We start from the raw sequence: 21665 nt of genomic DNA, 5'->3' as shown, positions 1-21665 counted from the left end.
CGCCCGTCGGCGCTGCGCGCTCAGCGCCGCAGCGCCCGGTGCGCGATGTCGCGCCGGCAGAACGCGCCGTCGAAGTGCAGCTTCGCCACCGCGTCGTAGGCGTGTGCGCGCGCGTCGGCGATGTCCTTGCCCAGCGCGCAGACGGTGAGCACGCGGCCGCCGGCGGTCACCACGCGGCCTTCCGCATCCAGCTTCGTGCCGGCGTGGAACACCTTGGCGCCGGCGCCGGGCGGCGCGTCGAGGCCGCTGATCGCGTCGCCGCTGCGCACCTTGCCCGGGTAGCCGGCCGCGGCCATCACCACGCCCAGCGAAGGGCGCGGGTCCCACTGCACGCGGGTGCGGTGCAGCTCGCCGTCCAGCGCGGCCTCGACCAGTTCCACCAGGTCGGACTTCAGGCGCAGCATGATCGGCTGCGTCTCCGGGTCGCCGAAGCGCACGTTGAACTCGATCACCCTGGGGTTGCCGGCCTTGTCGATCATCAGGCCCGCGTAGAGGAAGCCGATGAACGGCGCGCCCTCGGCGGCCATGCCGTGCAGGGTGGGTTCGATCACCTGCTTGAGGATGCGCTGCTCCACCTCGGGCGTGACCACCGGCGCCGGCGAATACGCACCCATGCCGCCGGTATTGGGGCCGAGGTCGCCCTCGTCGCGGCGCTTGTGGTCCTGGCTGGAGGCCATCGGCAGCGCGTGCTGGCCGTCGCTCATCACGATGTAGCTGGCTTCCTCGCCGTCGAGGAACTCCTCGATCACCACGCGCGCCGAGGCGTCGCCGAAGGAGTGCGCGCCCAGCATGTCGTGCAGCGCCAGCTCCGCGTCGGACTGGGTGAGCGCGACCACCACGCCCTTGCCGGCGGCGAGGCCATCGGCCTTGATGACGATGGGCGCGCCATGTTCGCGCACATAGGCCAGGGCCCGGTTCAATTCGGTGAACACCGCGTAGCGCGCGGTGGGGATGTTGTGGCGTAGCAGGAAATCCTTGGCGAAGGCCTTGGAGCCTTCCAGCTGCGCGGCGATCGCGCGCGGCCCGAAGATGCGCAGGCCGGCGTTGCGGAACTTGTCCACCACGCCCGCCACCAGCGGCACCTCGGGGCCGACCACGGTGAGGCCGACCTTCTCGTCCCTGGCGAGCTTCAGCAGGCCGTCGAGGTCGGTCACCGCCACGTCGGCATTGCGCACGCCACGCTCGCGCGCGGTGCCCGCGTTGCCCGGCGCCACGATCACCTCATCGACGCGCGGCGACTGCTTGAGCTTCCACGCCAGCGCGTGCTCGCGACCGCCGTTGCCGATGACGAGAACCTTCATGCCGATGACTCCGAGGGGTGCTGCCGCATGGAAATGAATGGCCATTGTAGCGGCAGCGCGCGCAGCGGTTCCGGATCAGGGCGGCGCTCGCGGCATGGATGGCGCGAATCGGAAGACTTTCCGGCAAGCGCGATTCGACAGCATCGACGACGTCATGCGCAGCGGTTCGCCAGAAACCCGCCTGGCCGATGGGACGGGGCCGGCATGCAAGGCCGTCCGCGACCGATCCCGCAGGCGGCCCTCCTCGCCTCTCCGGGACGAAGCCGCGACCCTGCGGTAGAGTCCACAAATCGTTCGGCCATGTCCGCCGCGGCACGCTGCCGAACGACGCTGGGCCAGCGACCGTGCAAGCCATGTCTCCTGATCGAAAACAGTAGGTGATTTCTTGCCGCTTGCCGCGCCCGGTACCTCGCTGATCCATCGGCTGTCCCTCACCCTCTGGGGACTGTTCCTGGCGTTGCTGCTGGTGCTGTCGATGCTGGGCTATGTCGCCCTGCGGCTGGCGGCGGATCGCGTGGTGCCGCTGGCCATCCGGCAGTGGGTGCAGCTCAAGGCGCAAACCAACGAGAGCCTGTTCGTGCAGGCCGACGCCAGCGTGCGCCGCCTGCGCCAGACGCTGGTGCAGCGACTGGACGAGGCCCCGCCCGATACGGCCGGGCGCTTCGACCGCCTGTTCGCACGCAGCCCCGATGGACTGTGGCGCGTGCGCCCCGGGCTGGTGGACACCGGGAACGCTCCCACGCTGTACCTGCACGACGGACCGCACGGCCTTTCCGACTCGGTACGCCTGCGCGCCGTCGTCAGCTACGAGCTGCTGCGCGAGCAAGGCCCGGCGCTGGTGCCGCCGTTCTTCTCGGCGTACATGGACTTCGTGGAAAACGGGCTGATGGTATATGCCCGCGGCATCGACTGGGGCGGCAACGCCGATGCACGCACCAGCAACGCGAACTACCCCACCATGCTGGGCGCGGACCCGCGCCGCAATCCCGGGCGCCAGGTGTTCTGGACGCCGGTGTACCTGGACCAGCAGGCCCACACCTGGATGGTGTCCGTCATCGCGCCACTGGACTGGCACGGCCACTGGGTGGGCACGCTGGGACACGACGTGGCGATACAGACGCTGATCGACTCGGTGGCTCCCGTCCGTCCCCGCGCGGCCGTGCAGCAACTCATCATGGACGGCCAGGGCAACCTGATCGCCCACCCGCAGTTGCGCGAGCGCATTGCCGCCGCGCGGGGCCAGTTGCAGATCGCCGCGCTGCAGGACCCCGCGCTCGAACAGGCGCTGCGCATGGTGCTGGCGGCCGGCACCGGCACCGGCGCCGGCCGCACGCCCGACGGCCGCCAGTGGGTGGCCTGGTCGCGCATCCGCGGGCCGGGCTGGTTCCAGGTGAATGTGCTGCCGCAGAAATGCGTGAACCAGTGGGTCATGCTGCTCTGGCTGGCGATGTGCGCCATCGGCCTGCTGATCCTGGCGCCCAGCCTCTGGCTGCTGCGCCGCCGTGTCCATGCGCTGGTGACGCGCCCCCTGCTGCGCCTGACCCATGCCGTGGACGAGCTGGGCCAGGGGCGCATACCCCGGCCCATCGCGCTGGACAGCCCGGACGAGCTGGGGCGGCTGGCGAATGCCTTCGACGCCATGGTGGCCGAGCTGGTGCAGCAGCGCGAGCGGCTCACCACGCTGGCCGAGTGCGACACCCTGACCGGCCTGCACAACCGCCACTACTTCGAGGCCGAACTGGCGCGCTTCTTCCGGGGCGGCCCGCGCGCCGGCCAGCAGGGCGCCGTGCTGATCTTCGACCTGGACGAGTTCAAGTACGTCAACGACACCTTCGGCCACATCGCGGGCGATGCGATGCTGCTGCGCGTGGCGGGTGAAACCAGGTCGCTGGTGCGCGAGACGGACAATTTGTGCCGGCTGGGCGGCGACGAGTTCGCCGTGTTCATGCCCCATGCCACGCTGGACGGCGCCGTGGTGCTGGCGGAACGCATCGTGCGCACCGTGGGGCGGATGGCGCTGGAGATCGAAGGTCAGCCCGTGCGACTGACCACCAGCCTGGGCGTGGCGCACTACCCCGACCACGGCCAGGGCGCCGAGGAACTCGTGTCGCATGCCGACATGGCCATGTACCAGGCCAAGCGCCTCGGCAAGAACCGCTGGAACGTCTACCGCGCCGACCGCGGCGCCATGCAGGCCACGGCCGCGCGGCTGGCCTGGAACGAGCGCATCGAGCACGCGCTCGAACGCAACCTGCTGCGCCTGCATTTCCAGGGCGTGTACCGCGCGAGCAACGGCGAGATGACCCACCTGGAAGCGCTGGTGCGCATGGTGGACGAGGCCGATCCCGCGCTGTGCATCCTGCCGGACCAGTTCATCGGCCACGCGGAGAAGAGCGGCAAGATCCTCGACATCGACCGCTGGGTGGTGCGCGAGAGCATCGCGTTGCTGGCCGCGCATCCCCGCTTGCCGGCGCTGGCCATCAACATCTCGGGGCGCTCGTTCGACGATCCCGACCTGCCCGTTTTCATCACCACCCAGCTGGCCAGGCACGGCGTGGCGCCGAAGCGTCTGCTGGTGGAGCTGACCGAGACGGCCGCCATTTCCGACCTGCGCGACGCCGAGCGCTTCATCGACGCGCTGCGGCGCGCCGGCTGCACCCTGTGCCTGGACGACTTCGGCAGCGGCTTCGCCTCGTTCGCCTACCTCAAGCACCTCAAGGTGGACGTGCTCAAGATCGACGGCCTGTTCATCCGCAACCTGCCACACGACCGCGACAACCAGGTGTTCGTGCGCTCCATCATCGAAGTCGCCCGCGGCATGGGCAAGCACACCGTGGCCGAATTCGTGGAAGACGCCGAAACCCTGCAGCTGCTGCAGGAATTCGGCATCGACATGGTGCAGGGTCACTACCTGGACAAGCCCCGTGCGGACCATCCCGCGCTGCTGGAGTGACGCCGGGTTCGCCTGAGCCTGATCCATGTCTCCCCGCAGCTCGCGGGTGAGGCTTCTCCTAGCCCAGCAGCGCCAGCAACGCCGTGCGCGGCAGCTTGCCGGTCTCGTTGCGCGGCAGCGCCGGCACGCGGCGCAAGGGGCGCGGCAGGAACACCGGGTCGACGGCGCGACGCAGCGCATCGAGGATGCCCGCCTCGGAAAGCAGCGGCGCCACCGCCAGCGCGGCGATGCGGCGCACGCCGGCGGCATCCGCCTCGTCGAGCTGGAACACGATGCCGTCCTCGACGCCGGGGATGGCGAGCAGGCGGCGGGTGAGGTCGCCCAGCGAGGCGCGCTTGCCGGCGATCTCCAGCAGGTCGGTGTTGCGGCCGCACAGGCGGAAGCGGCGGCCGGCGTCGTGCAGGCTCACGATGTCGGCCAGCACCACCGGCGCGTCGAGCTGGGGCGCCTCGATCAGGGTGCCGTCGGGTTGCGGGTGCAGGCACACGCCTTCGTACAGCGTCCAGTCCGCGTCGACGGTGACGCGGCGGCTGGCGAAGGCGCAGGTCTCGGTGGAGCCGAACACTTCCAGCAGCGGCGCGCCGAAGGCCTGCTCGGCGGCCTGCGCGAGTTCCGGCGGCAGCGGTGCGGTGGCGGACAGCATCGCCGCCAGCGGGGGCAACGCGGTGCCGGCGGCGACCAGCGCGCGCAGGTGCACCGGCGTGGTCACCAGCACGCGCGGCGCCGGCACCTCGGCCAGCGCGGCGGCCACGTCGGCGGGAAAGAACGGCCGCCCCGCGTGCACGCCCACGTCGCCCAGCAGTGGCAGCAGCACGCTCATCTCGATGCCGTAGATGTGCTGCGGCGGCACGGTGGCGACCACGTGGAAACGTTCGCCGGCCACGGCGGCCAGCATCGCCCGCGTGCCCGCGCTGCTGGCGGTGAGGCTGCGCCAGCTCTTGGCGTTGGCGCGCGGCGCGCCGGTGGAGCCGGAGGTGTAGCCGATCGCCACGACCTGTTCGGCGGCAATCGCCGGCATCGCCATGAGAGCGGGGGCGGGATCGACGTCCAGCGCCGGCAGCTTGCGATAGCCGTGCGGCGCGGGCGCCAGCGCCAGCTCGCCCAGCGCGTAACTGCCCGGATGCGCGGCCATCACTTCCTCCACCGCCTGGGGCGCGCGCGAGGGCGGCAACAGGTTGGCCTGGCCGCGGCGCGCGATGGCGCAGAACGCGACCAGGAAGGCGTAGCGGTCCTCGCACAGGTTCACCGCGGCCGGCGCCTCGGGCAGCAATGCGGCGACCTGCTCGACGTGGGCGAGGAATTGCCCCGCGCTCACCGCCGCGCCGTGGCGCCAGGCCACGATGCGCTGCAGGTCGCGCGCATTCACCAGCGGCAACGCGGCTTGCGCCGGCTCGCGTTCCAGGTTGTCGTAGACGATGGCCAAGTCCTTGCTCCCGTGTCGCGACCATGCAACGGCCGCTCTGCGCCCCGCCCGCCCGGTCTGGGCGGCTTCCGTGATGCTAGGGATTCCCCTTGCTCGCGCCGCTGAACCGGGCACGGCCGAAACAGTCGCGATTCACCGTCAAGTCAGCCGCGGATGATAGCGCCGGTGAGCGCGTCGCGGATCGTGGTGGGACGATCCTGCGCACCCAGCGGGGCATCAAGCAAGCCGTCCAGCGTGTCGCCGAAGTAGCCGCGCACGGTCGGCGCGTCCTTCGCGGGTGGCGCGCCGTGCGGGTTGGCACTGGTGGAAACCAGCGCGCCGCCGAAGGCACGGCACAGCGCGGCCGCAGGTTCGTGCGCGGTGACGCGCAAGGCGATGCCCGCATGTGCGCCGGCCACCCACCCGGGCACGGCGGCGCTGCGCGGGAAGATCCAGGTGTGCGGGCCGGGCCAGCTCGCGCGCACCCGGGCCAGCACCGCGGCGGGCACCTGCACGAAATCGATGTAGCGCTCGACCTGGGCGAACTCGGCGGCGATCAGCAGCACGCCCTGGGTGGCGGGACGCTGCTTGAGCGCGAAGATCTTCGCGAAGGCCGCCGGGTCGTGCGGATCGCAACCGAGGCCGAACACTGCCTCGGTGGGATAGGCCATGACACCGCCGGCGTGCAGCAACGCGGCGGCGGCATCGAGTTCGGCCAGCGTGAAGGTCCACGGCATCAGGCCAGTGCTCCAGACTCTTCCATGTCCGCGGCCTGCCAGCCGGTGAATCCCTCTCCCGCCGGGAGTGTGCGGCAGCAGCCGGGTGAGGGTCCGGTCGAAGTGCAGCGTTGCGGCAAGCCCGTACCCTCTCCCCCGACTCCTCTCCCGGCGGGAGAGGAGAGAAAGACGCGAGCGGGCGCGCCGGGCATCAGGCGGGGGCCTTCTTCGCCGCGGCTTTCTTCGTGGCGGCTTTCTTGGTCGCGGCCTTTTTCGCTGCGGTCTTCTTGGCGGCCGTCTTCCTGGCTGGCGCCTTCTTGGTGGCGGTCTTCTTCACGGCAGCCTTCTTCGCCGCCGGCTCCTTCTTCGCCGCGGTCTTGCGGCCGAAACGGCCACCCTTCTTCGCGGGCGCCGCGGCAAGCAGTTCCAGGCACTGCGCCTCGGTGAGTTCCTTCGGCTCCTGGTCCTTGGGGATGCGCGCGTTCTTCTCGCCGTCGGTGATGTAGGGGCCGTAGCGGCCGTTGAGCACCTGCACGCCATTGCCGAAGTCCGCGATCACGCGGTTCGCGAGCATGGTGAGCTTGTCTTCCACCAGCTGCAGCGCGCGCGGCAGCTCGATGGTGTAGGGATCGTCCTCGGGCTTGAGCGAGGCGTAGGTGCTGCCCTGCTTCACGAACGGACCGAAGCGGCCGATGCCCACGCTGACCTCGTCGCCGTTCGGCGCGACACCCAGCTGGCGCGGCAGCTTGAACAGCTCCAGCGCCTCGGCCAGCGTGATGGTGTGCATGCTCTGGCCGGGGCGCAGGCTGGCGAACTGCAGCTTCTCGTCGCTGTCCTTGTCGCCGATCGCGGCGTACGGCCCGAAGCGGCCCAGGCGCACGAACACCGGCTTGCCGCTCTTGGGGTCGCTGCCGAGTTCGCGCGCGCCGGTGGCCTCGCTGCGGTCCACCGACTCGGTCTTCTCGTCCACCTGCTGCTTGAAAGGCTGCCAGAAGCGCTGCATCAGCGGCACCCAGGCTTCCTCGCCGCGGCTCACCGCGTCGAGTTCGTCCTCGAGCCTGGCGGTGAAGTCGTAGTCCACGTAGCGGCTGAAGTGCTGGGCGAGGAACTTGCCTACCGCGCGGCCGATGTCGGTGGGCTTGAAGCGGCGGCTGTCGAGCAGCACGTATTCGCGGTTGAGCAGCACCTGGATGATGCTGGCGTAGGTGGAGGGACGGCCGATGCCGTACTCCTCCAGCGCCTTCACCAGCGAGGCTTCCGAATAGCGCGGCGGCGGCTCGGTGAAGTGCTGGTCGGCGGCGATGTCGTGCAACGGCACCTGCTCGCCCTTCTCCAGCCGCGGCAGGCGGCGGCCTTCGTCGTCGTCCTCGGCGTTCTTCTGGTCGCGACCCTCCTCGTACACGGCGAGGAAGCCGGGATCGACCACGGTGGTGCCGGTGGCGCGGAACGCGGCGGGGCCGCCGGCGGCGTGCGGCAGCTCGAAGTCCACCGACACGGTGTTCAGTGTGGCGTGGATCATCTGGCAGGCCACGGTGCGCTTCCAGATCAGCTCGTACAGCTTGCGCTGCTCGTCGTTGAGGAAGGCCGACACTTCGCGCGGCGTGCGCATCGCGGAGGTGGGGCGGATCGCCTCGTGCGCCTCCTGCGCGTTCTTGCTCTTGGCCTTGTAGAACTGCGGCCCGTCGGGCAGCGCCTTGTGGCCGTAGTCGCGGGCGATCAGCGCGCGCAGCTCGGCCAGCGCGTCGTCGGCCAGCGCCACCGAGTCGGTACGCATGTAGCTGATCAGGCCGACGTTGCCTTCGCTGCCCAGGCTCACGCCTTCGTACAGGCCCTGCGCCACCTTCATCGTGCGGCTGGTGGTGAAGCCGAGCTTGCGCGCGGCCTCCTGCTGCAGCGTGGAGGTGGTGAACGGCGGCGCGGGGCGGCGCTTGCGCTCCTTGCTGCCCACCTCGCTCACCGTGAGGCGGCCGTGCGCGGCCTCCTTCAGCGCGGCGCGCGCGGCCATCGCATCGGCCTCGTTGGTGAGGTCGAACTGCTCGAACTTCTTGCCGTGGAGCCTGGTGAGCCTGGCGCCGAACTCGCCGTCGGCGTGGCGCAGCTGCGCCTCCACCGTCCAGTATTCGCGCGCCTTGAACGCCTCGATCTCCTCCTCGCGCTCCACGATCATGCGCAGCGCCGGCGACTGCACGCGGCCGGCCGACAGCCCGCGCTGCACCTTGCGCCACAGCACCGGCGACAGGTTGAAGCCGACCAGGTAGTCCAGCGCGCGGCGCGCCTGCTGGGCGTCGACCAGGTCGTGCGAAAGCTGGCGCGGCGCGGCCACGGCGGCCTTGATCGCCTTGGGCGTGATCTCGGAGAACACCACGCGGTGCAGCTGCTTGCCCTTGGTCAGGCCGCGGTCCTTGAGGATCTCGCTGATGTGCCAGCTGATCGCCTCGCCTTCGCGGTCCAAGTCGGTGGCGAGGTAGATGTCGTCGGCGACTTTCGCGGCCTTGGCGATCGCGTCGACGTGCTTCTCGTTGCGCTCGATCACCTCGTACTTCATCGCGAAGCCGTGTTCGGGGTCGACCGCGCCCTCCTTGGGCTTGAGGTCGCGCACATGGCCATAGGAGGCGAGGACCTGGAAGTCCTTGCCCAGGTATTTATTGATCGTCTTGGCCTTGGCGGGCGACTCGACGATAAGCAGGTTCTTGGCCATGAATCTCTAGTTGTGGGCGTGGCGGTTTCATGTCGCAGTGCGGCATGTCTATATATTAGTGAGACCATGCCGGCTGGCAGACTGTCAAGCCGGACGGCGTGAAAGCGCGCCGTGGCGCGGGTTCCGGGCCTCCGGTCCGGGGGCCCGGGCGACGGGAACCGTTCGGGCGCCTACCCCGGCAGGCACTGGTAGCGGTTGCCGGGCAGGCCCGCCACGCGGCCTTCCAGCTCCAGCATCAGCAGCATCGAGGACAGCGCCGCCGCGGCCAGCCCGCTGCGCTGCGCCAGCTCATCCAGGGTGGCCGGGTCGTGGCCCAGCGCATCGAGCAGGCGGCGGTAATCCGCGTCGTCGCACCAGCCGCCGTCGCGGGGCGGCGCCGGAGCATCCGGTCGGGCCAGCCGTTCGGCCAGTTCCGCGCCCAGGGCACGTGCCGCCGGGGCCAGGGCCTCGATCACCTCGGCCGGCTCCTCGACCAGCCGGGCGCCGTCACGGATCAGCCGATGGCAGCCGCGGGCCAGCGGGTTGGCGATGGACCCGGGCAGCGCGAACACCTCGCGACCCTGTTCGCCGGCCAGCCGCGCGGTGATCAGCGAGCCGGACTGCAGCCCCGCCTCGACCACCACGGTGCCCAGCGCCAGCCCCGAGATGAGGCGGTTGCGGCGTGGAAAGTGGTCGGCACGCGCCGCGGTGCCGGGCGGGAATTCACTGACCAGGGCGCCGTGCGCCGCGATGCGCTGCGCCAGCGCGTGGTGCTTGCGCGGGTAGACCCGGTCCGGCCCGGTGCCGACCACCGCGATGGTGGCGGCGCCTGCCTCCAGCGCCGCCTCGTGCGCGGCGCCGTCGATGCCGTCGGCCATGCCGCTGGTGACCGTGAACCCGGCCAGCGCCAGCGTGCGCGCGAAGCGGCGCGCGTGTTCCAGCCCGGCCGGACTGGCGCTGCGCGCGCCCACGATGGCCACCTGCGGATGCAGCAGCAGGCCGGCATCGCCGGCCACGAACAGCGCGGCGGGCGGCTGCGGGATGGTTTCGAGGAGCGGCGGGAAGTCCGCCTCGGTACAGCGCAGCAGGCGGTGGCCGGGTTCGGCCAGCCAGGCGAGATCCCCGGCGAGGCGCGCCTCGTCGGGCGCGTCCAGCCACGCGGCAGCACCTTCGTCCAGCGCGGCGGCCCGCCGGCGCAGCCATGCCGGCACGGCGTCGATGTGGCCGCCTGCCGCGGCCAGCGCCTCGCGCAGGCCGCCCGGCCCCAGTCCCGGCGTGCGCAGGGCGACCAGCCAGGCGCGCAGTTCTTCCGTCTCGTCCATGCCGGCAGTGTACGCAGCCGGGCGCCACGACAAAACGGCGGGACCGCCGCTTTGCGCGCCCGCAGGGCACCGCCAGGGTGGCGCGCAGGGACGTGCGCCATGAAAACGGCGCGGGATGAGCCGCGCCGTCGTGTCGTCCCGGACCTGGGCGTGCCTTAGTCGGGCAACTTCAGCTTGTCGCCCATCTTCACCGGGCGCAGGCCGTCCATCACCAGGCCGTAGCTGACGTGGTCGAAGCTGCGGAACACCATCACGTGGCCGATGTATTCGTCCGGCAGGGTCACCCGCTTGCCCACGCCGCGGTCCCAGCTGTTGCTGGCCACGTCGTCGTGGATGCTCTCGCCGGGCTGCCAGATCGCGAAGGTGGTGCCATTGTCCACGCCGTCCCGCGTGCCCACCGACAGCGCCACCACCTGGTGCGGACCCACCGCGTCCATCGCGTCGGTGAACGCGATCACCCGGCCGTCCTTCGGCGCAGCCGCCGGCGCATGCGGGTAGAAGTACGGGTCGTAGGGGTTGTCGTCCACCGGCATGATGCGATCGCCGCTGCGGATTTCCTGGGTGGAATCCAGCAGCAGCAGGGTGGACGGGTCGCCGGTGCGCAGTGTCTCGGCCGTGCCGATCACCTTCACCTCGACGCCCATGTCATGGCCACGGCTGAAGTGGCCGGAGCCGTTGTCGAAATCCTCTTCCCACGGCGACTTCACCATCGCCGCGTTGGCGTACAGCTCGTCGCCGAACACCGCGGTGCCGCCCGAGCCGTCGTCGAAGCCGCGGAACACGTGCTCGGGCCGCACGATCGCCCAGCGCTGGCCGGGCTGGCTGTCCAGGCCGCGCACGTAGATGTTCTGGCCCGAGGTGCCGCGCAGCCGGTTTTCTTCCAGGCCCACCACGTAGGGCGCCTTGCTGACCACGCTGGAATCCATCACGCGCAGGTCTTTCAGGAAGGTCTTCAGCGCATCCAGCGGGATCGCCGGCACCGCATCGCCCTCGCGATGCACGCTGGGCTCCAGCTTCAGGCGCGCGCCATTGATGAAGGACAGGTTGAGCACGTCGCCCGGGTAGATCAGGTGCGGGTTGCGCACCTGCGGGTTGGCCTGCCAGATCTCCGGCCACAGCCACGGCTTGACCAGGAATTTCGCCGAGATTCCCCACAGCGTGTCGCCGCGGCGCACGGTGTACGAATCGGGATGGTTGCTGCGCAACTGGGCGGCGCCGGCGGCACATACCGCCGCCGCGACCATGGTGCCAGCCAGCACCGTGAAGGCTTTCTTGAACATTGGTGGGAATCCCCCTCCCCGCGGTGAAGGCGAGTGTAACCGAAGCATTAAGCGGTGCAATCGGCACCGGTTCGCAGAATCCGCGGCGATCGCCGCAGCGGGCGGCGTACTACAATGGCGGGCATGTCCACGCTAGCCATCCTTGAATTCCCCGATCCCCGCCTGCGCACCCGGGCCATGCCGGTCACCGTGTTCGACGCCAGGCTGAAGCAGTTCGTCACCGACCTGTTCGAGACCATGTACGCCGCCAACGGCGTGGGCCTGGCCGCCACCCAGGTCAACGTGCACCAGCAGGTGCTGGTGATCGACATGAGCGAGGAGCGCAACCAGCCGCTGGTGCTGATCAACGCCGAGATCGTGGAGAAGGACGGTGCCCAGGTGTACCAGGAAGGCTGCCTGTCCTTCCCTGGCGTCTACGCCGACGTGACCCGCGCGCTGAAGGTGAAGGTGAAGGCCCGCGACGTGGACGGCAAGGAGTTCGTCTACGAGGCCGAGGGCCCGCTGGCGGTGGCCGTGCAGCACGAGATGGACCACCTCGCCGGCAAGGTGTTCGTCGACCGCCTCTCGCCGCTGAAGCGCTCGCTGCTGCTCAAGCGCCTGGAGAAGCAGCGCAAGCAGGCGGCCAGCGCTTGAGCGCAAGGCCGTTGCGGGTCGTCTTCGCCGGCACCCCGGAATTTTCCGTCCCCTGCCTCGAAGCCTGCCGCGCCAGCGGCGCCGAGGTGGTGGCCGTCTACACCCAGCCCGACCGCCCCGCCGGCCGCGGCCGCAAGCTCGCCCCCAGCCCGGTGAAGCAGGCGGCGCTGGCCGCCGGCATCGCGGTCGAACAGCCGGAAACGCTGAAGACCGCCGCGGCACACGCCACGCTGGCCGGCCACGCGCCCGGCCTGATGGTGGTGGTGGCCTACGGCCTGATCCTGCCGCGCAAGGTGCTGGCCATCCCGCGCCTGGGCTGCTGGAACGTGCATGCCAGCCTGCTGCCGCGCTGGCGCGGCGCGGCGCCGATCCAGCGTGCCATCCTCGCCGGCGACACGGAAACCGGCGTCGACCTGATGCAGATGGAGGCCGGCCTCGACACCGGCCCGGTGCTGCTGGAAAAGCGCACCGCGATCACCCGCGACGACACCGGCGGCAGCCTGCACGACCGCCTCGCCGTGCTGGGCGCCGAGGCGCTGGCCGAAGGGCTGCGCCGCGTGCTGGCCGGCGAGACGCTGGCCGCCACGCCGCAAGCCGCCGAGGGCGTCACCTACGCGCACAAGCTGGACAAGGCCGAATCGGCGCTGGACTTCGCCCGCCCCGCCATCGAACTGGAACGCCAGGTGCGCGCCTTCGACCCGTGGCCCGGCAGCGATGCGGAGATTGCCGGCGAACGGGTGCGGGTCTGGGCCGCCACGGCGGTGGCGCAGGCCCATGCCGCCGCGCCCGGCACCCTGCTCGCCGCCCGCCGCGACGGCCTCGATCTCGCCTGCACCGAAGGCGTGCTGCGCGTCAGCGCCGTGCAGCGCGCGGGCGGCCGGCGCATCAGCGCCGCCGATTACCTCAATGCGCGGCCCGAGCTGCGCGGAGCCGGCCCGTGACCCGCGCCTTGCTCCCTCTCCCCGCCGGGGAGAGGGTTGGAGTGAGGGGTGGGTGCTCGCGGAAACGTCACCGACTTGCCGGTCGAAAACTCGAAGGGCCCGGTGCGCGCCAGCCCGGGCGCCGCAGCTCCCTCACCTCGCCCCTCTCCCCAACGGGGAGAGGGAATAAAGCACGATGAGCGCCGACGTGCGCGCGCTGGCCGCGCAGGCGCTGGCCCAGGTGGCGCTCGGCGGCGCCTCGTTGCGCGAGGCAATGGAACGCCACGCGCCGAAGCTGCCCGATGCCCGCGACCGTGCCCTGCTGATGGCGCTGCTCAGCGACGGCGCGCGCTGGTGGCCGCGTTTCGATGCCGCACTGGATCGCCTGCTGGAGCGCCCGCTGCGCCGGAAGGAACCGGCGGTGCACGCGCTGCTGGTGCTGGGCCTGGTGCAGCTGGAGGTGCTGGAGCTGGCCGACTACGCCGCGGTGGCCGCCACGGTGGAAGCCGCGCGCGCATTGAAACGGCCGCAGCTTGCAGGGCTGGTGAACGCGGTACTGCGCCGCTGGCAGCGCGAGCGCGTCACGCACCTCGCCGCACTCGACGCAAAACCGGAAACCCGCCACGCCCACCCGCACTGGCTGGCCGAGGCCATCGCCCACGACTGGCCAGCGCAGGCCGGGGCGGTGATGGCGGCGGACAACCGCGAGCCGCCGCTGACGCTGCGCGCGAACGGTCGCCGCACCCCGCGCAGCGCGTTGATCGAGCGCCTGCGCCTGGACGGCCAGACGGCCGAACCGCACCCCTGGCTGGCCGACGCCATCGTGCTGCCGCACAGCACCGACGTGACGCGCCTGCCCGGCTTCGCCGACGGCCTGTTCGCCGTGCAGGACGGCGCGGCGCAGGCCGCCGCCGACCTGGCCGACGTGCGCGACGGCCAGCGCGTGCTGGACGCCTGCGCCGCGCCCGGCGGCAAGGCCTGCCACCTGCTGGAACGCGCGGACGTCGCGCTGACCGCGCTGGAATTCGAGCCGAAGCGCGTGGAGCGCATCCGCGAAAACCTCGCCCGCCTGCAGCTGCGGGCCGACGCGGTCGTGGGCGATGCCGGCGATCCACCGGCATGGTGGGACGGACGGCAGTTCGACCGCATCCTGATCGATGCGCCCTGCTCGGCCACCGGGGTGCTGCGCAGGCGCCCGGACGTGCGCCTGCACCGCCGCGCGGACGATATTCCCGCGCTGGCGGCGCAGCAGCGGCGCATCCTGGACGCGCTGTGGCCGCTGCTGGCGCCCGGCGGCCGGCTGCTCTATGTCACCTGCTCGCTGCTGCGCGCGGAGAACGAGGACGTGGTGGCGCCCTTCCTCGCCGCACATGCCGACGCGCATGCGCGGCCGTTCACCCTGCCCGCAGGACAGGCCGCGGCCACCGGCTGGCAGATCCTGCCCGGCGATGGCGACCTCGACGGCATGTACTATGCGGTGCTCGAAAAGCGCTGATCCGTTCGCGTCGCGCCGCGCAGGAAACGCTCCATGTCCGCACTCTCCCAGGCCACGCCGCAGGAACGCCGCCGCTTCTGGCTGCTGCTGCTGATCGCGCTGGTGATACTCGGCGCCGGCATCGGCCTGCGCGACCCCTGGCCCTCGGACGAGCCGCGCTTCACGCTGGCGGCGAAGCAGATGGTGGAGAGCGGCGACTGGCTGTTCCCGCACCGCGGCAGCGAGCTGTACGCGGACAAGCCGCCGATGCTGATGTGGGCGGAGGCGGCCAGCTTCGAGCTGGTGCGCTGGTGGCGGCTGGCCTTCATGCTGCCCTCGCTGCTGGCCGGACTGGGCACCCTGCTGCTGGTGTACGACCTCGGCCGGCGGCTGTGGGGCCGCCGCACGGGACTCTATGCCGCGGGCGGCCTGCTGCTGGCGTTCCAGTTCGTCTACCAGAGCCAGCGCGCGCAGATCGATCCGCTGGTGGTGTTCTTCATCACCGCGGCGAACTGGGGCCTGCTGCGCCACTTGCTGGCACCGCCCGACTCCGGCGACGGCGCCGGCGCGAACTGGCCGCTGTACTGGTTCGGCTGCTTCTGTGCGGGGCTGGGCGTGATCACCAAGGGCGTGGGCTTCCTCGCCCTGCTGATGCTGATTCCCTACGCCTGGGCCGCGTGGCGTGGCTGGGACGGCGTGGCGCGCCCCGGCCGCGGCGCGTGGTGGCGCTGGCTGCTCGGGCTGGCGGCGGCGCTGGCGGCGATCGCCTTGTGGCTGCTGCCGATGCTGCTGGCCGCCCACGCACGCGACGGCAATCCCGCCTATGCGGCCTACGTCAACGACATCCTGTTCCACCAGACCGCGAAGCGCTACGCGCACGCCTGGCACCACATCCACGCGTGGTGGTACTACATCCCGATCCTGCTGTTCAGCTGGCTGCCGCTGTCCCTGCTCTATCCCGGCTGCCTGCCGCGCTGGTGGCGGCGGCTGCAGGCGCGCGACGCGCGCGTGCTGCTGCCGCTGGGCTGGGTGCTGCTGGTGCTGCTGTTCTTCAGTGCCTCGCCGGGCAAGCGCGACGTCTACATCCTGCCTGCATTGCCGATGCTGGCACTGGCCTGCGCGCCGTTCGTGGACGAGCTGCTGCCGAAGCGCTGGCTGCGCGTGGCGGGCCTCGCCTTCATCGCGGTGCTGGGCGCGGCGATGCTGGCGCTCGGCGGCTGGGCGCTGCTCGCGCACGCGCCGAAGGTGGCGCAGTTCGCCGCGGACCGCGCGCTTGCCGACGGCGGCGCCGCGCTGTGGTGGATGTGCGTGCTGCTGGGCATCGTGCAACTGGCCCTGGTCGCGGCGCTGCGCGTGCGCCGCGCCACGTGGGCGGTGTGCGGCGGCATGGCCGCGCTGTGGCTGGCCTGGGGTTGCTGGGCGGTGCCGCTGCTGAATCCTTCCAGTTCCTCGTCCGCGCTGATGACCGAAGTGCGCAGCCATCTCGCGCCCGGCGACCAGCTCGGCCTGGTGGCGTGGACCGAGCAGAACCTCCTGATGCTGGAGCGGCCTGCCACCGACTTCGGCTTCAAGGTGCCCTGGCACATCCAGTTCGCCCGCGCGGTGCAATGGCAGGCGCAGGCACCGGCCACGCGCTGGCTGTTCGTGCAGCAACCGGCGATGGGCGACTGCGTGGACCGCGCCAAGGCGATCTCCCTCGGCCACGCCAACCAGCGCGACTGGTGGATGTTCAAGGCCGACGCGCTGGTGCCGGGCTGCCTGCCGGGCGCCAGGGTGGACGAAGCAGCGGACGACGACCCGGGCGCCGAGCCGTGACGACGCGCGTCCAGTTGCTCGGCCGCGACAACGGCGCGGGCCTCAGCCGCGACATGGCCCTGCTCGCCGCGGCGCTGGGCGAAGCGGGCGCATCGGTACGCACGGCCGGGTTGCCGCATCGCGGCCGCGCAGCCGAGTGGCTGACCCGCCTGCGCCTCGCCGGGCGCGCGCCCGTGTTCGATCTCAATCTGATGCTGGAACGAGTGCGTCCGGAATTCGCGCGCGCCGCACGGCACAACGTGCTGGTACCGAACCCCGAATACTTCCGTGCACTGGATCGCGCCGCGCTGGATCGCATCGACGTGGTGTGGGCCAAGACCCGTCACGCCGGACGCCTGTTCGCGACGCTGGGCAAGCCGGTGCGGCACGTCGGCTTCACCAGTCCCGACCGCCGCGACCTCGCGGTGCCGCGCCGGCACGCCTTCTTCCACGGCCCCGGCCGCAGCGCCAACAAGGGCACCGCGGCACTGCTCGGGCTGTGGGCCGCGCACCCCGAGTGGCCCGTGCTCACCGTGGCATGGCGGCGCAAGCGGGTGGAACTGGAGGCGCTGCCCGCCAACGTCGTGCTGGTCCGCGAACACCTGGACGACGACACCTACCGCCGCCTGCAGAACGAGCACCGCTTCCATCTCTGCCCCTCGCAGACCGAGGGCTACGGCCACTACCTGGTCGAGGCGATGAGCTGCGGCGCGGTGGTGCTGACGCTGGACGCCGAGCCGATGCATGAACTGGTGACGACGGAACGCGGCGTACTGGTGCCGGCGCAGGCCACCGGCACGCAGGACCTGGCCACGCTGTACGGCTTCCGCGACGACGACATGGCGCGCGCCGTCGAACACTGCGCGGCGATGCCGGAGGCCGAAGCCGTCGCGCTGGGCGCGGCCGCGCGCGGCTGGTACGAAGCCGAGCGCGCCGCGTTTCCCGCGCGCCTGCGCGCCGCGCTCGACGCCATTTAGCCGTCCAGGCATCCCCCGTCCGCGAATTCCGCGAGGTGGCCGTCGATGCCGCGCTCGCAGCGCACGATGCCTTCGGTGCGGGTGGCGTGGAACAGGCGATTGTTCGGCAGGCTGAGATCGTTCACGTCAAGCTGGGCGCGCGACTTGTGCCACAGGTGCACGGCCAGCGCGGCCCACTTCAGCGCGCGCCGGCGCAGGCCGGCGTTTTCCATGCGCACGGCCAGCTCGCGATCCTCGGCGCCGTAGCCTTCCATGCGCTCGTCGAAGCCGTTGACGCGCAGCAGGTCGTCGCGCCAGAAACTCATGTTGCAGCTCATCACGCGGCCGCCGTTGCGCGAGCGCGATTTCCAGCGCGCCAGCTGCGGCTGGCGGAACGCATAGAGGCGCTTGCTGCCGTCGAACTCGTGGAAGTCCGCGCGCGACCACGGCGCGAACACCGGCTTGCCGCCCGCCAGCAGCCTGGCGCTTTCCTCGCGCGTGGCCTTGATCCGCCCGCCCTGCAGGAAGAAGCCGCGCTCGGCCAGCATCAGGTGATCGGCGACGAAACGCGGGTGCAGCAGCATGTCGCCGTCGAGCAGGATCACGTAGTCGCCACGGCTGGCGGCGATGCCGCGGTTGCGCGCGCGCGCGGCGCGGAAACCGCGGTCTTCCTGCCACACGTGGCGCAGCGGTACCGGGAAGCCGTGCGCCATGCGCTCCACCAGCGCGCGCGTCGTCTCGCCCGAGCCGTCGTCGGCCACGATCACCTCGTCGGGCAGGCGCGCCTGCACGGCGAGGCTGGCCAGCAGGCACTGCAGCGCCTCCGGCCAGTTGTAGGTGATCGCGACGACGCTGACCTTCATGCTGCGATCAGCGCCCGCGCAGGCCGCGACGCAGGATGGACAGCGCGCGCTCGGCGCGCTTCCACCACGGCGAGGGTCCACGCATGGCGATGCCGGCGTAGCGGCGCGCCTCGGCCCAGTCGGGCCGTTCGCGGGTCTTGAACTCGGCGCGGGCGAGGTCGAGCGCTTGCGCGTCGAGATGCATGCGCTGCGCGTAGTAGTTGATCAGGCAGCGCGAGCGGAACTGCGCGGGGAACTCGCGCATGCGCGCCTGTTCGTGCCACCAGCCGTTGCGGCCGTGGATGCGGTAGTCGACGTTGCCGGTGGGCAGGAAATACTTGCGCGCGCCGAGGAGGCTGGCGCCGAACACCAGGCAGTTGTCGGCGCTGATGCGCCAGTGGGCGGTGAACTCCGGCGGCAGGTCGAGCACGCGCTCGGCCAGCCTGCGGCGCAGCGCCAGCGCCGAGGTGGGCGCGCCGTACCAGCGCGCGAAAACCCAGGTGCCGAGCACGGTGTGGCCGAGGTCCATCGCCTGCTTCGCGTAACCCTGCACGCCGGATTCGTTGCCGACCAGGCGCACGTCGGAGAACACGAAGTCCACGTCCTTGCGCGCGGCGAACAGCGCGGCGAGCTGGCGCAGGTGGTCCGGCCCCCAGCGGTCGTCGGCGTCGAGGAAGCACACCACCTCGCCACTGCTGGCAGCGAGGCCGCGCTGGAACGCGGCGAGCTGGCCGCCGTTCGTGCCGCACAGCAGCTTCACGCGCGCGTCGTGGCCGTAGCGTTCGCGCAGGTAGTCGGGCGAACCGTCGGTGGAGCCGTCGTCCACCACGACCACTTCCAGCGGCGCATGGGCCTGCGCCAGCGCGCCGTCCACCGCCTCGGCCACGAAGTCGCGGTAGTTGTAGTTGGTGACGACGACCGAGAACGTGGGCGCGGCGTCCACTTCAGCCCTCCAGCAGCCGGCGGAAGTAGGCGATGGTCTCCTTCAGGCCGTCCTCCAGCGCCACCTTCGGCTGCCAGCCCAGCTTGTCCTGCGCCAGCGCGATGTCGGGCTGGCGCTGGCGCGGGTCGTCGGCGGGCAGCGGGCGGAACACCAGCTTCGAGCGGCCGCCCACCAGCGACAGCACCTTCTCGGCCAGCGCCAGCATGGTGAATTCGCCGGGGTTGCCGATGTTCACCGGGCCGGTGAAGCCCTTCGGCGATTCCATCATGCGCACGAAGGCCTCGACCAGGTCGTCCACGTAGCAGAAGCTGCGCGTCTGGCTGCCGTCGCCGTAGATGGTGATGTCCTCGCCCTTGAGCGCCTGCACGATGAAGTTGCTCACCACGCGGCCGTCGTTCGGATGCATGCGCGGGCCGTAGGTGTTGAAGATGCGCACCACCTTGATGTCCAGGTCGTGCTGGCGGTGGTAGTCGAAGAACAGCGTCTCGGCGCAGCGCTTGCCCTCGTCGTAGCAGCTGCGGAAGCCGATCGGGTTCACCCGGCCCCAGTACTCCTCGCGCTGCGGGTGCACTTCCGGGTCGCCGTACACCTCGCTGGTGGAGGCCTGCAGGATGCGCGCCTTCACCCGCTTGGCTAGGCCCAGCATGTTGATCGCGCCGTGCACGCTGGTCTTGGTGGTCTGCACCGGATCGTGCTGGTAGTGCACCGGCGAGGCGGGGCAGGCCAGGTTGAAGATGCGCTCCACCTCCACGTACAGCGGGAAGGTGACGTCGTGGCGCAGCAGCTCGAAGTACGGGTGGGCCAGCAGGTGCGCCACGTTGCGCTTGCTGCCGGTGAAGAAGTTGTCCACGCACAGCACGTCGTGGCCGTCGGCCAGCAGGCGGTCGCACAGGTGCGAGCCGAGGAAGCCGGCACCGCCGGTCACCAGTACCTTGCGCATCAAGCCATCATCCCGGAACGCGCGACGCGCGCGACGCGCCTAGTGTAAGCGAGGCGCGTCCGCCGCATCGGCGCGGGCACGCAATTCCAGCCACAGCGCCAGCGCCAGCGGCAGCCACACCAGCAGCCAGCTGGGGCGCGGGCTGTCCAGCAGCTGCGGCATGTCGAACTGCAGCACCACACTGGCGTACACCCACAGCGCCAGCACCAGCCGGCCGGTCATCCGGCGGCGATGCCGCCAGCCCAGCCAGGCGGTCATCAGCCACAGCACCACTACCAGCAGCAGGCCGGGCAGGCCCAGTTCGATCGTGGTCTGGGTCAGCACATTGTGGCTGTGCGTGTAATCGACCCCGGCCACCGTCAGGGTGAACGGCACGTTTTGGCCCAGGCCCAGCCACGGATGCCGCGCGATCAGGTGCACGGACTGCCCGAACAGCTCCGGCCGCAGCGACGCGCCGCGCTCCACCAGCACCGGCAGCGGCCAGATGCAGCTGGCCAGCACCACGACCAGCGTCACACCAGCCAGCCAGCGCGCCGCGCGCCCCGGGTGCCACAGCGGGGTGAACACGGCGCACAAGGCCAGCGCCAGCCACACGCTGCGTGAACCGGTCAGCGCGATGAAAGTCAGCAGTACCGGCAAGGCCAGCCAGCGCAGCGCCGAGACGCGCCGGTCGGCCACCGGCAACAAGGCCAGCCAGAGGCAGGCTGCGCCCATCACCGCCGCGGCGTAGTTCGCGGTCGCGATCACGCCCTCGCCCACGATGCGGCCGTCTTCCGGCGGGTGATGCAGGTATTGCACGCAGTAGCCGCCTGCGAACAACGCGATGCCCAGGCCTGCCAGCAGCAGCATGCGATGCCCGCGCCGCTCGTCGTCGCCCAGCCAGATCGGCCAGGCCAGCAAGAAGGCCAGCACGCTCAGCAGGCGGCTGAGCTCGTCACCCGGATGCCGCGAATGCGCCCACAGCAGGGACAACGCGGCCCAGGCCAGCAGCAGCAGGAAGACACGGAACGCCGGCAGCGGCAGCAGCCCTTTCCAGATCGTCGCCCGCCGGCTCAGCGCGAGGCACCAGGCCGGCAGGTACAGCAGCACGATCAGGCTGCCCTGGTACAGCTTGCCCGGGTTGAACGACACCCCCGACGGCATCGCCACGAGGCCGAGCATCATCCACACCAGGCCCACGCCCAGCACGCCCTCCCAGAACCCCCGGCGCCGGAAGAACACTGGCGCGTCGACAACGCCGGGCAGCGGCCGGGGGGCGACTGGCGGCAGGCCCTGCAGCAGCGGGATGTTGTGCTTTTCGTGACCCATGGAACCTTCGGATATGGCGCGTGCGATCGCCACCGCACTCCCTTGCAAGGCGCGCAGCATAACCAATGGCGCGTCCTGCAGGGTCAATTACGCCGGCAAACGCGCCAACGCACGGTGAGGATGACCGCATCATGCCCATCGCCAGCTGAAACCCAGCCCACCGGCCGGCTCCGATGTGCAGAGAGCGTCAATGCCTTCCGGTGA

General features: G+C 71.1%; 16 protein-coding genes. 6 read left to right on the top strand and 10 right to left on the bottom strand.

The window, feature by feature from the left end; all coding sequences use genetic code 11:
* Nucleotides 1-20 precede the first annotated feature (20 nt).
* The gene (purD, locus tag ABQJ56_RS13280) at nucleotides 21-1301 is read right to left on the bottom strand and encodes a phosphoribosylamine--glycine ligase (RefSeq protein WP_367845486.1); all 1281 of its coding nucleotides are present in this window, start codon (nucleotides 1299-1301) and stop codon (nucleotides 21-23) included.
* Between the two features lie 385 nt (nucleotides 1302-1686).
* Between purD and ABQJ56_RS13275 the strand changes: the two genes are divergently transcribed.
* Nucleotides 1687-4254, top strand: coding sequence for a putative bifunctional diguanylate cyclase/phosphodiesterase (locus ABQJ56_RS13275; protein WP_367845485.1), 2568 nt, complete (start codon nucleotides 1687-1689; stop codon nucleotides 4252-4254).
* Between the two features lie 58 nt (nucleotides 4255-4312).
* Here ABQJ56_RS13275 and ABQJ56_RS13270 read toward each other — a convergent pair whose 3' ends face one another.
* From ABQJ56_RS13270 to ABQJ56_RS13250, 5 genes are all read right to left on the bottom strand, one after another.
* Nucleotides 4313-5677, bottom strand: coding sequence for an AMP-binding protein (locus ABQJ56_RS13270; protein WP_367845484.1), 1365 nt, complete (start codon nucleotides 5675-5677; stop codon nucleotides 4313-4315).
* Between the two features lie 143 nt (nucleotides 5678-5820).
* Nucleotides 5821-6393, bottom strand: coding sequence for an L-threonylcarbamoyladenylate synthase type 1 TsaC (gene tsaC / locus ABQJ56_RS13265; RefSeq protein WP_367845483.1), 573 nt, complete (start codon nucleotides 6391-6393; stop codon nucleotides 5821-5823).
* A 190-nt stretch (nucleotides 6394-6583) separates the two neighbouring features.
* Nucleotides 6584-9070 (bottom strand): DNA topoisomerase I, encoded by a 2487-nt coding sequence (locus ABQJ56_RS13260; protein WP_367845482.1) that lies wholly within the window; start codon nucleotides 9068-9070, stop codon nucleotides 6584-6586.
* Between the two features lie 170 nt (nucleotides 9071-9240).
* Complete coding sequence (dprA, locus tag ABQJ56_RS13255; protein ID WP_367845481.1) at nucleotides 9241-10371, bottom strand: DNA-processing protein DprA; 1131 nt, start codon at nucleotides 10369-10371, stop codon at nucleotides 9241-9243.
* Between the two features lie 155 nt (nucleotides 10372-10526).
* Complete coding sequence (locus ABQJ56_RS13250) at nucleotides 10527-11651, bottom strand: LysM peptidoglycan-binding domain-containing protein (protein WP_367845480.1); 1125 nt, start codon at nucleotides 11649-11651, stop codon at nucleotides 10527-10529.
* A 123-nt stretch (nucleotides 11652-11774) separates the two neighbouring features.
* Here ABQJ56_RS13250 and def point away from each other — a divergent pair, with 123 nt between their 5' ends.
* The 5 genes from def (at nucleotide 11775) to ABQJ56_RS13225 (ending at nucleotide 17449) form a co-directional block, all read left to right on the top strand.
* Complete coding sequence (gene def / locus ABQJ56_RS13245) at nucleotides 11775-12284, top strand: peptide deformylase (RefSeq protein WP_367845479.1); 510 nt, start codon at nucleotides 11775-11777, stop codon at nucleotides 12282-12284.
* Nucleotides 12281-13225 carry a methionyl-tRNA formyltransferase gene (fmt, locus tag ABQJ56_RS13240; RefSeq protein WP_367845478.1) on the top strand — a complete coding sequence of 315 codons (945 nt, stop codon included), beginning with the start codon at nucleotides 12281-12283 and terminating at the stop codon, nucleotides 13223-13225. The genes def and fmt overlap by 4 nt, the downstream gene beginning before the upstream one ends.
* Before the next feature lie 175 nt (nucleotides 13226-13400).
* Nucleotides 13401-14699 carry a 16S rRNA (cytosine(967)-C(5))-methyltransferase RsmB gene (rsmB, locus tag ABQJ56_RS13235; RefSeq protein WP_367845477.1) on the top strand — a complete coding sequence of 433 codons (1299 nt, stop codon included), beginning with the start codon at nucleotides 13401-13403 and terminating at the stop codon, nucleotides 14697-14699.
* A gap of 33 nt (nucleotides 14700-14732) precedes the next feature.
* Entirely contained in the window at nucleotides 14733-16493 is a 1761-nt protein-coding gene (locus ABQJ56_RS13230; RefSeq protein WP_367845476.1) for an ArnT family glycosyltransferase, read from the top strand.
* Nucleotides 16490-17449 (top strand): glycosyltransferase, encoded by a 960-nt coding sequence (locus ABQJ56_RS13225; protein WP_367845475.1) that lies wholly within the window; start codon nucleotides 16490-16492, stop codon nucleotides 17447-17449. The genes ABQJ56_RS13230 and ABQJ56_RS13225 overlap by 4 nt, the downstream gene beginning before the upstream one ends.
* Here ABQJ56_RS13225 and ABQJ56_RS13220 read toward each other — a convergent pair.
* Genes ABQJ56_RS13220 through ABQJ56_RS13205 form a run of 4 tightly spaced genes read right to left on the bottom strand, consistent with a single transcriptional unit; the run spans nucleotide 17446 to nucleotide 21461 of the window.
* Nucleotides 17446-18291 carry a glycosyltransferase family 2 protein gene (locus ABQJ56_RS13220; RefSeq protein ID WP_367845474.1) on the bottom strand — a complete coding sequence of 282 codons (846 nt, stop codon included), beginning with the start codon at nucleotides 18289-18291 and terminating at the stop codon, nucleotides 17446-17448. The two genes, ABQJ56_RS13225 and ABQJ56_RS13220, sit on opposite strands and share 4 nt — an antisense overlap.
* Nucleotides 18292-18298: 7 nt before the next feature.
* The gene (locus ABQJ56_RS13215) at nucleotides 18299-19213 is read right to left on the bottom strand and encodes a glycosyltransferase family 2 protein (protein WP_367845473.1); all 915 of its coding nucleotides are present in this window, start codon (nucleotides 19211-19213) and stop codon (nucleotides 18299-18301) included.
* 1 nt (nucleotide 19214) lies between these two features.
* Nucleotides 19215-20153, bottom strand: a complete 939-nt coding sequence (locus tag ABQJ56_RS13210; RefSeq protein WP_367845472.1) for a UDP-glucuronic acid decarboxylase family protein — start codon at nucleotides 20151-20153, stop codon at nucleotides 19215-19217.
* A 39-nt stretch (nucleotides 20154-20192) separates the two neighbouring features.
* Nucleotides 20193-21461 carry an O-antigen ligase family protein gene (locus tag ABQJ56_RS13205; RefSeq protein WP_367845471.1) on the bottom strand — a complete coding sequence of 423 codons (1269 nt, stop codon included), beginning with the start codon at nucleotides 21459-21461 and terminating at the stop codon, nucleotides 20193-20195.
* Nucleotides 21462-21665 lie beyond the last annotated feature (204 nt).

It is taken from the genome of Rhodanobacter geophilus (assembly GCF_040812275.1).
Taxonomy (GTDB): Bacteria; Pseudomonadota; Gammaproteobacteria; order Xanthomonadales; family Rhodanobacteraceae; genus Rhodanobacter_A; species Rhodanobacter_A geophilus.
This window is presented reverse-complemented; position numbering and strand designations above follow the sequence as displayed.

What these genes read in the sequence shown, in the direction of transcription:
- purD (WP_367845486.1), bottom strand. Translation starts at nt 1,301, where the DNA reads ATGAAGGTTCTCGTCATCGGCAACGGCGGTCGCGAGCACGCGCTGGCG.
- tsaC (WP_367845483.1), bottom strand. Translation starts at nt 6,393, where the DNA reads ATGCCGTGGACCTTCACGCTGGCCGAACTCGATGCCGCCGCCGCGTTG.
- ABQJ56_RS13260 (WP_367845482.1), bottom strand. Translation starts at nt 9,070, where the DNA reads ATGGCCAAGAACCTGCTTATCGTCGAGTCGCCCGCCAAGGCCAAGACG.
- dprA (WP_367845481.1), bottom strand. Translation starts at nt 10,371, where the DNA reads ATGGACGAGACGGAAGAACTGCGCGCCTGGCTGGTCGCCCTGCGCACG.
- ABQJ56_RS13250 (WP_367845480.1), bottom strand. Translation starts at nt 11,651, where the DNA reads ATGTTCAAGAAAGCCTTCACGGTGCTGGCTGGCACCATGGTCGCGGCG.
- def (WP_367845479.1), top strand. Translation starts at nt 11,775, where the DNA reads ATGTCCACGCTAGCCATCCTTGAATTCCCCGATCCCCGCCTGCGCACC.
- rsmB (WP_367845477.1), top strand. Translation starts at nt 13,401, where the DNA reads ATGAGCGCCGACGTGCGCGCGCTGGCCGCGCAGGCGCTGGCCCAGGTG.
- ABQJ56_RS13230 (WP_367845476.1), top strand. Translation starts at nt 14,733, where the DNA reads ATGTCCGCACTCTCCCAGGCCACGCCGCAGGAACGCCGCCGCTTCTGG.
- ABQJ56_RS13220 (WP_367845474.1), bottom strand. Translation starts at nt 18,291, where the DNA reads ATGAAGGTCAGCGTCGTCGCGATCACCTACAACTGGCCGGAGGCGCTG.
- ABQJ56_RS13210 (WP_367845472.1), bottom strand. Translation starts at nt 20,153, where the DNA reads ATGCGCAAGGTACTGGTGACCGGCGGTGCCGGCTTCCTCGGCTCGCAC.
- ABQJ56_RS13205 (WP_367845471.1), bottom strand. Translation starts at nt 21,461, where the DNA reads ATGGGTCACGAAAAGCACAACATCCCGCTGCTGCAGGGCCTGCCGCCA.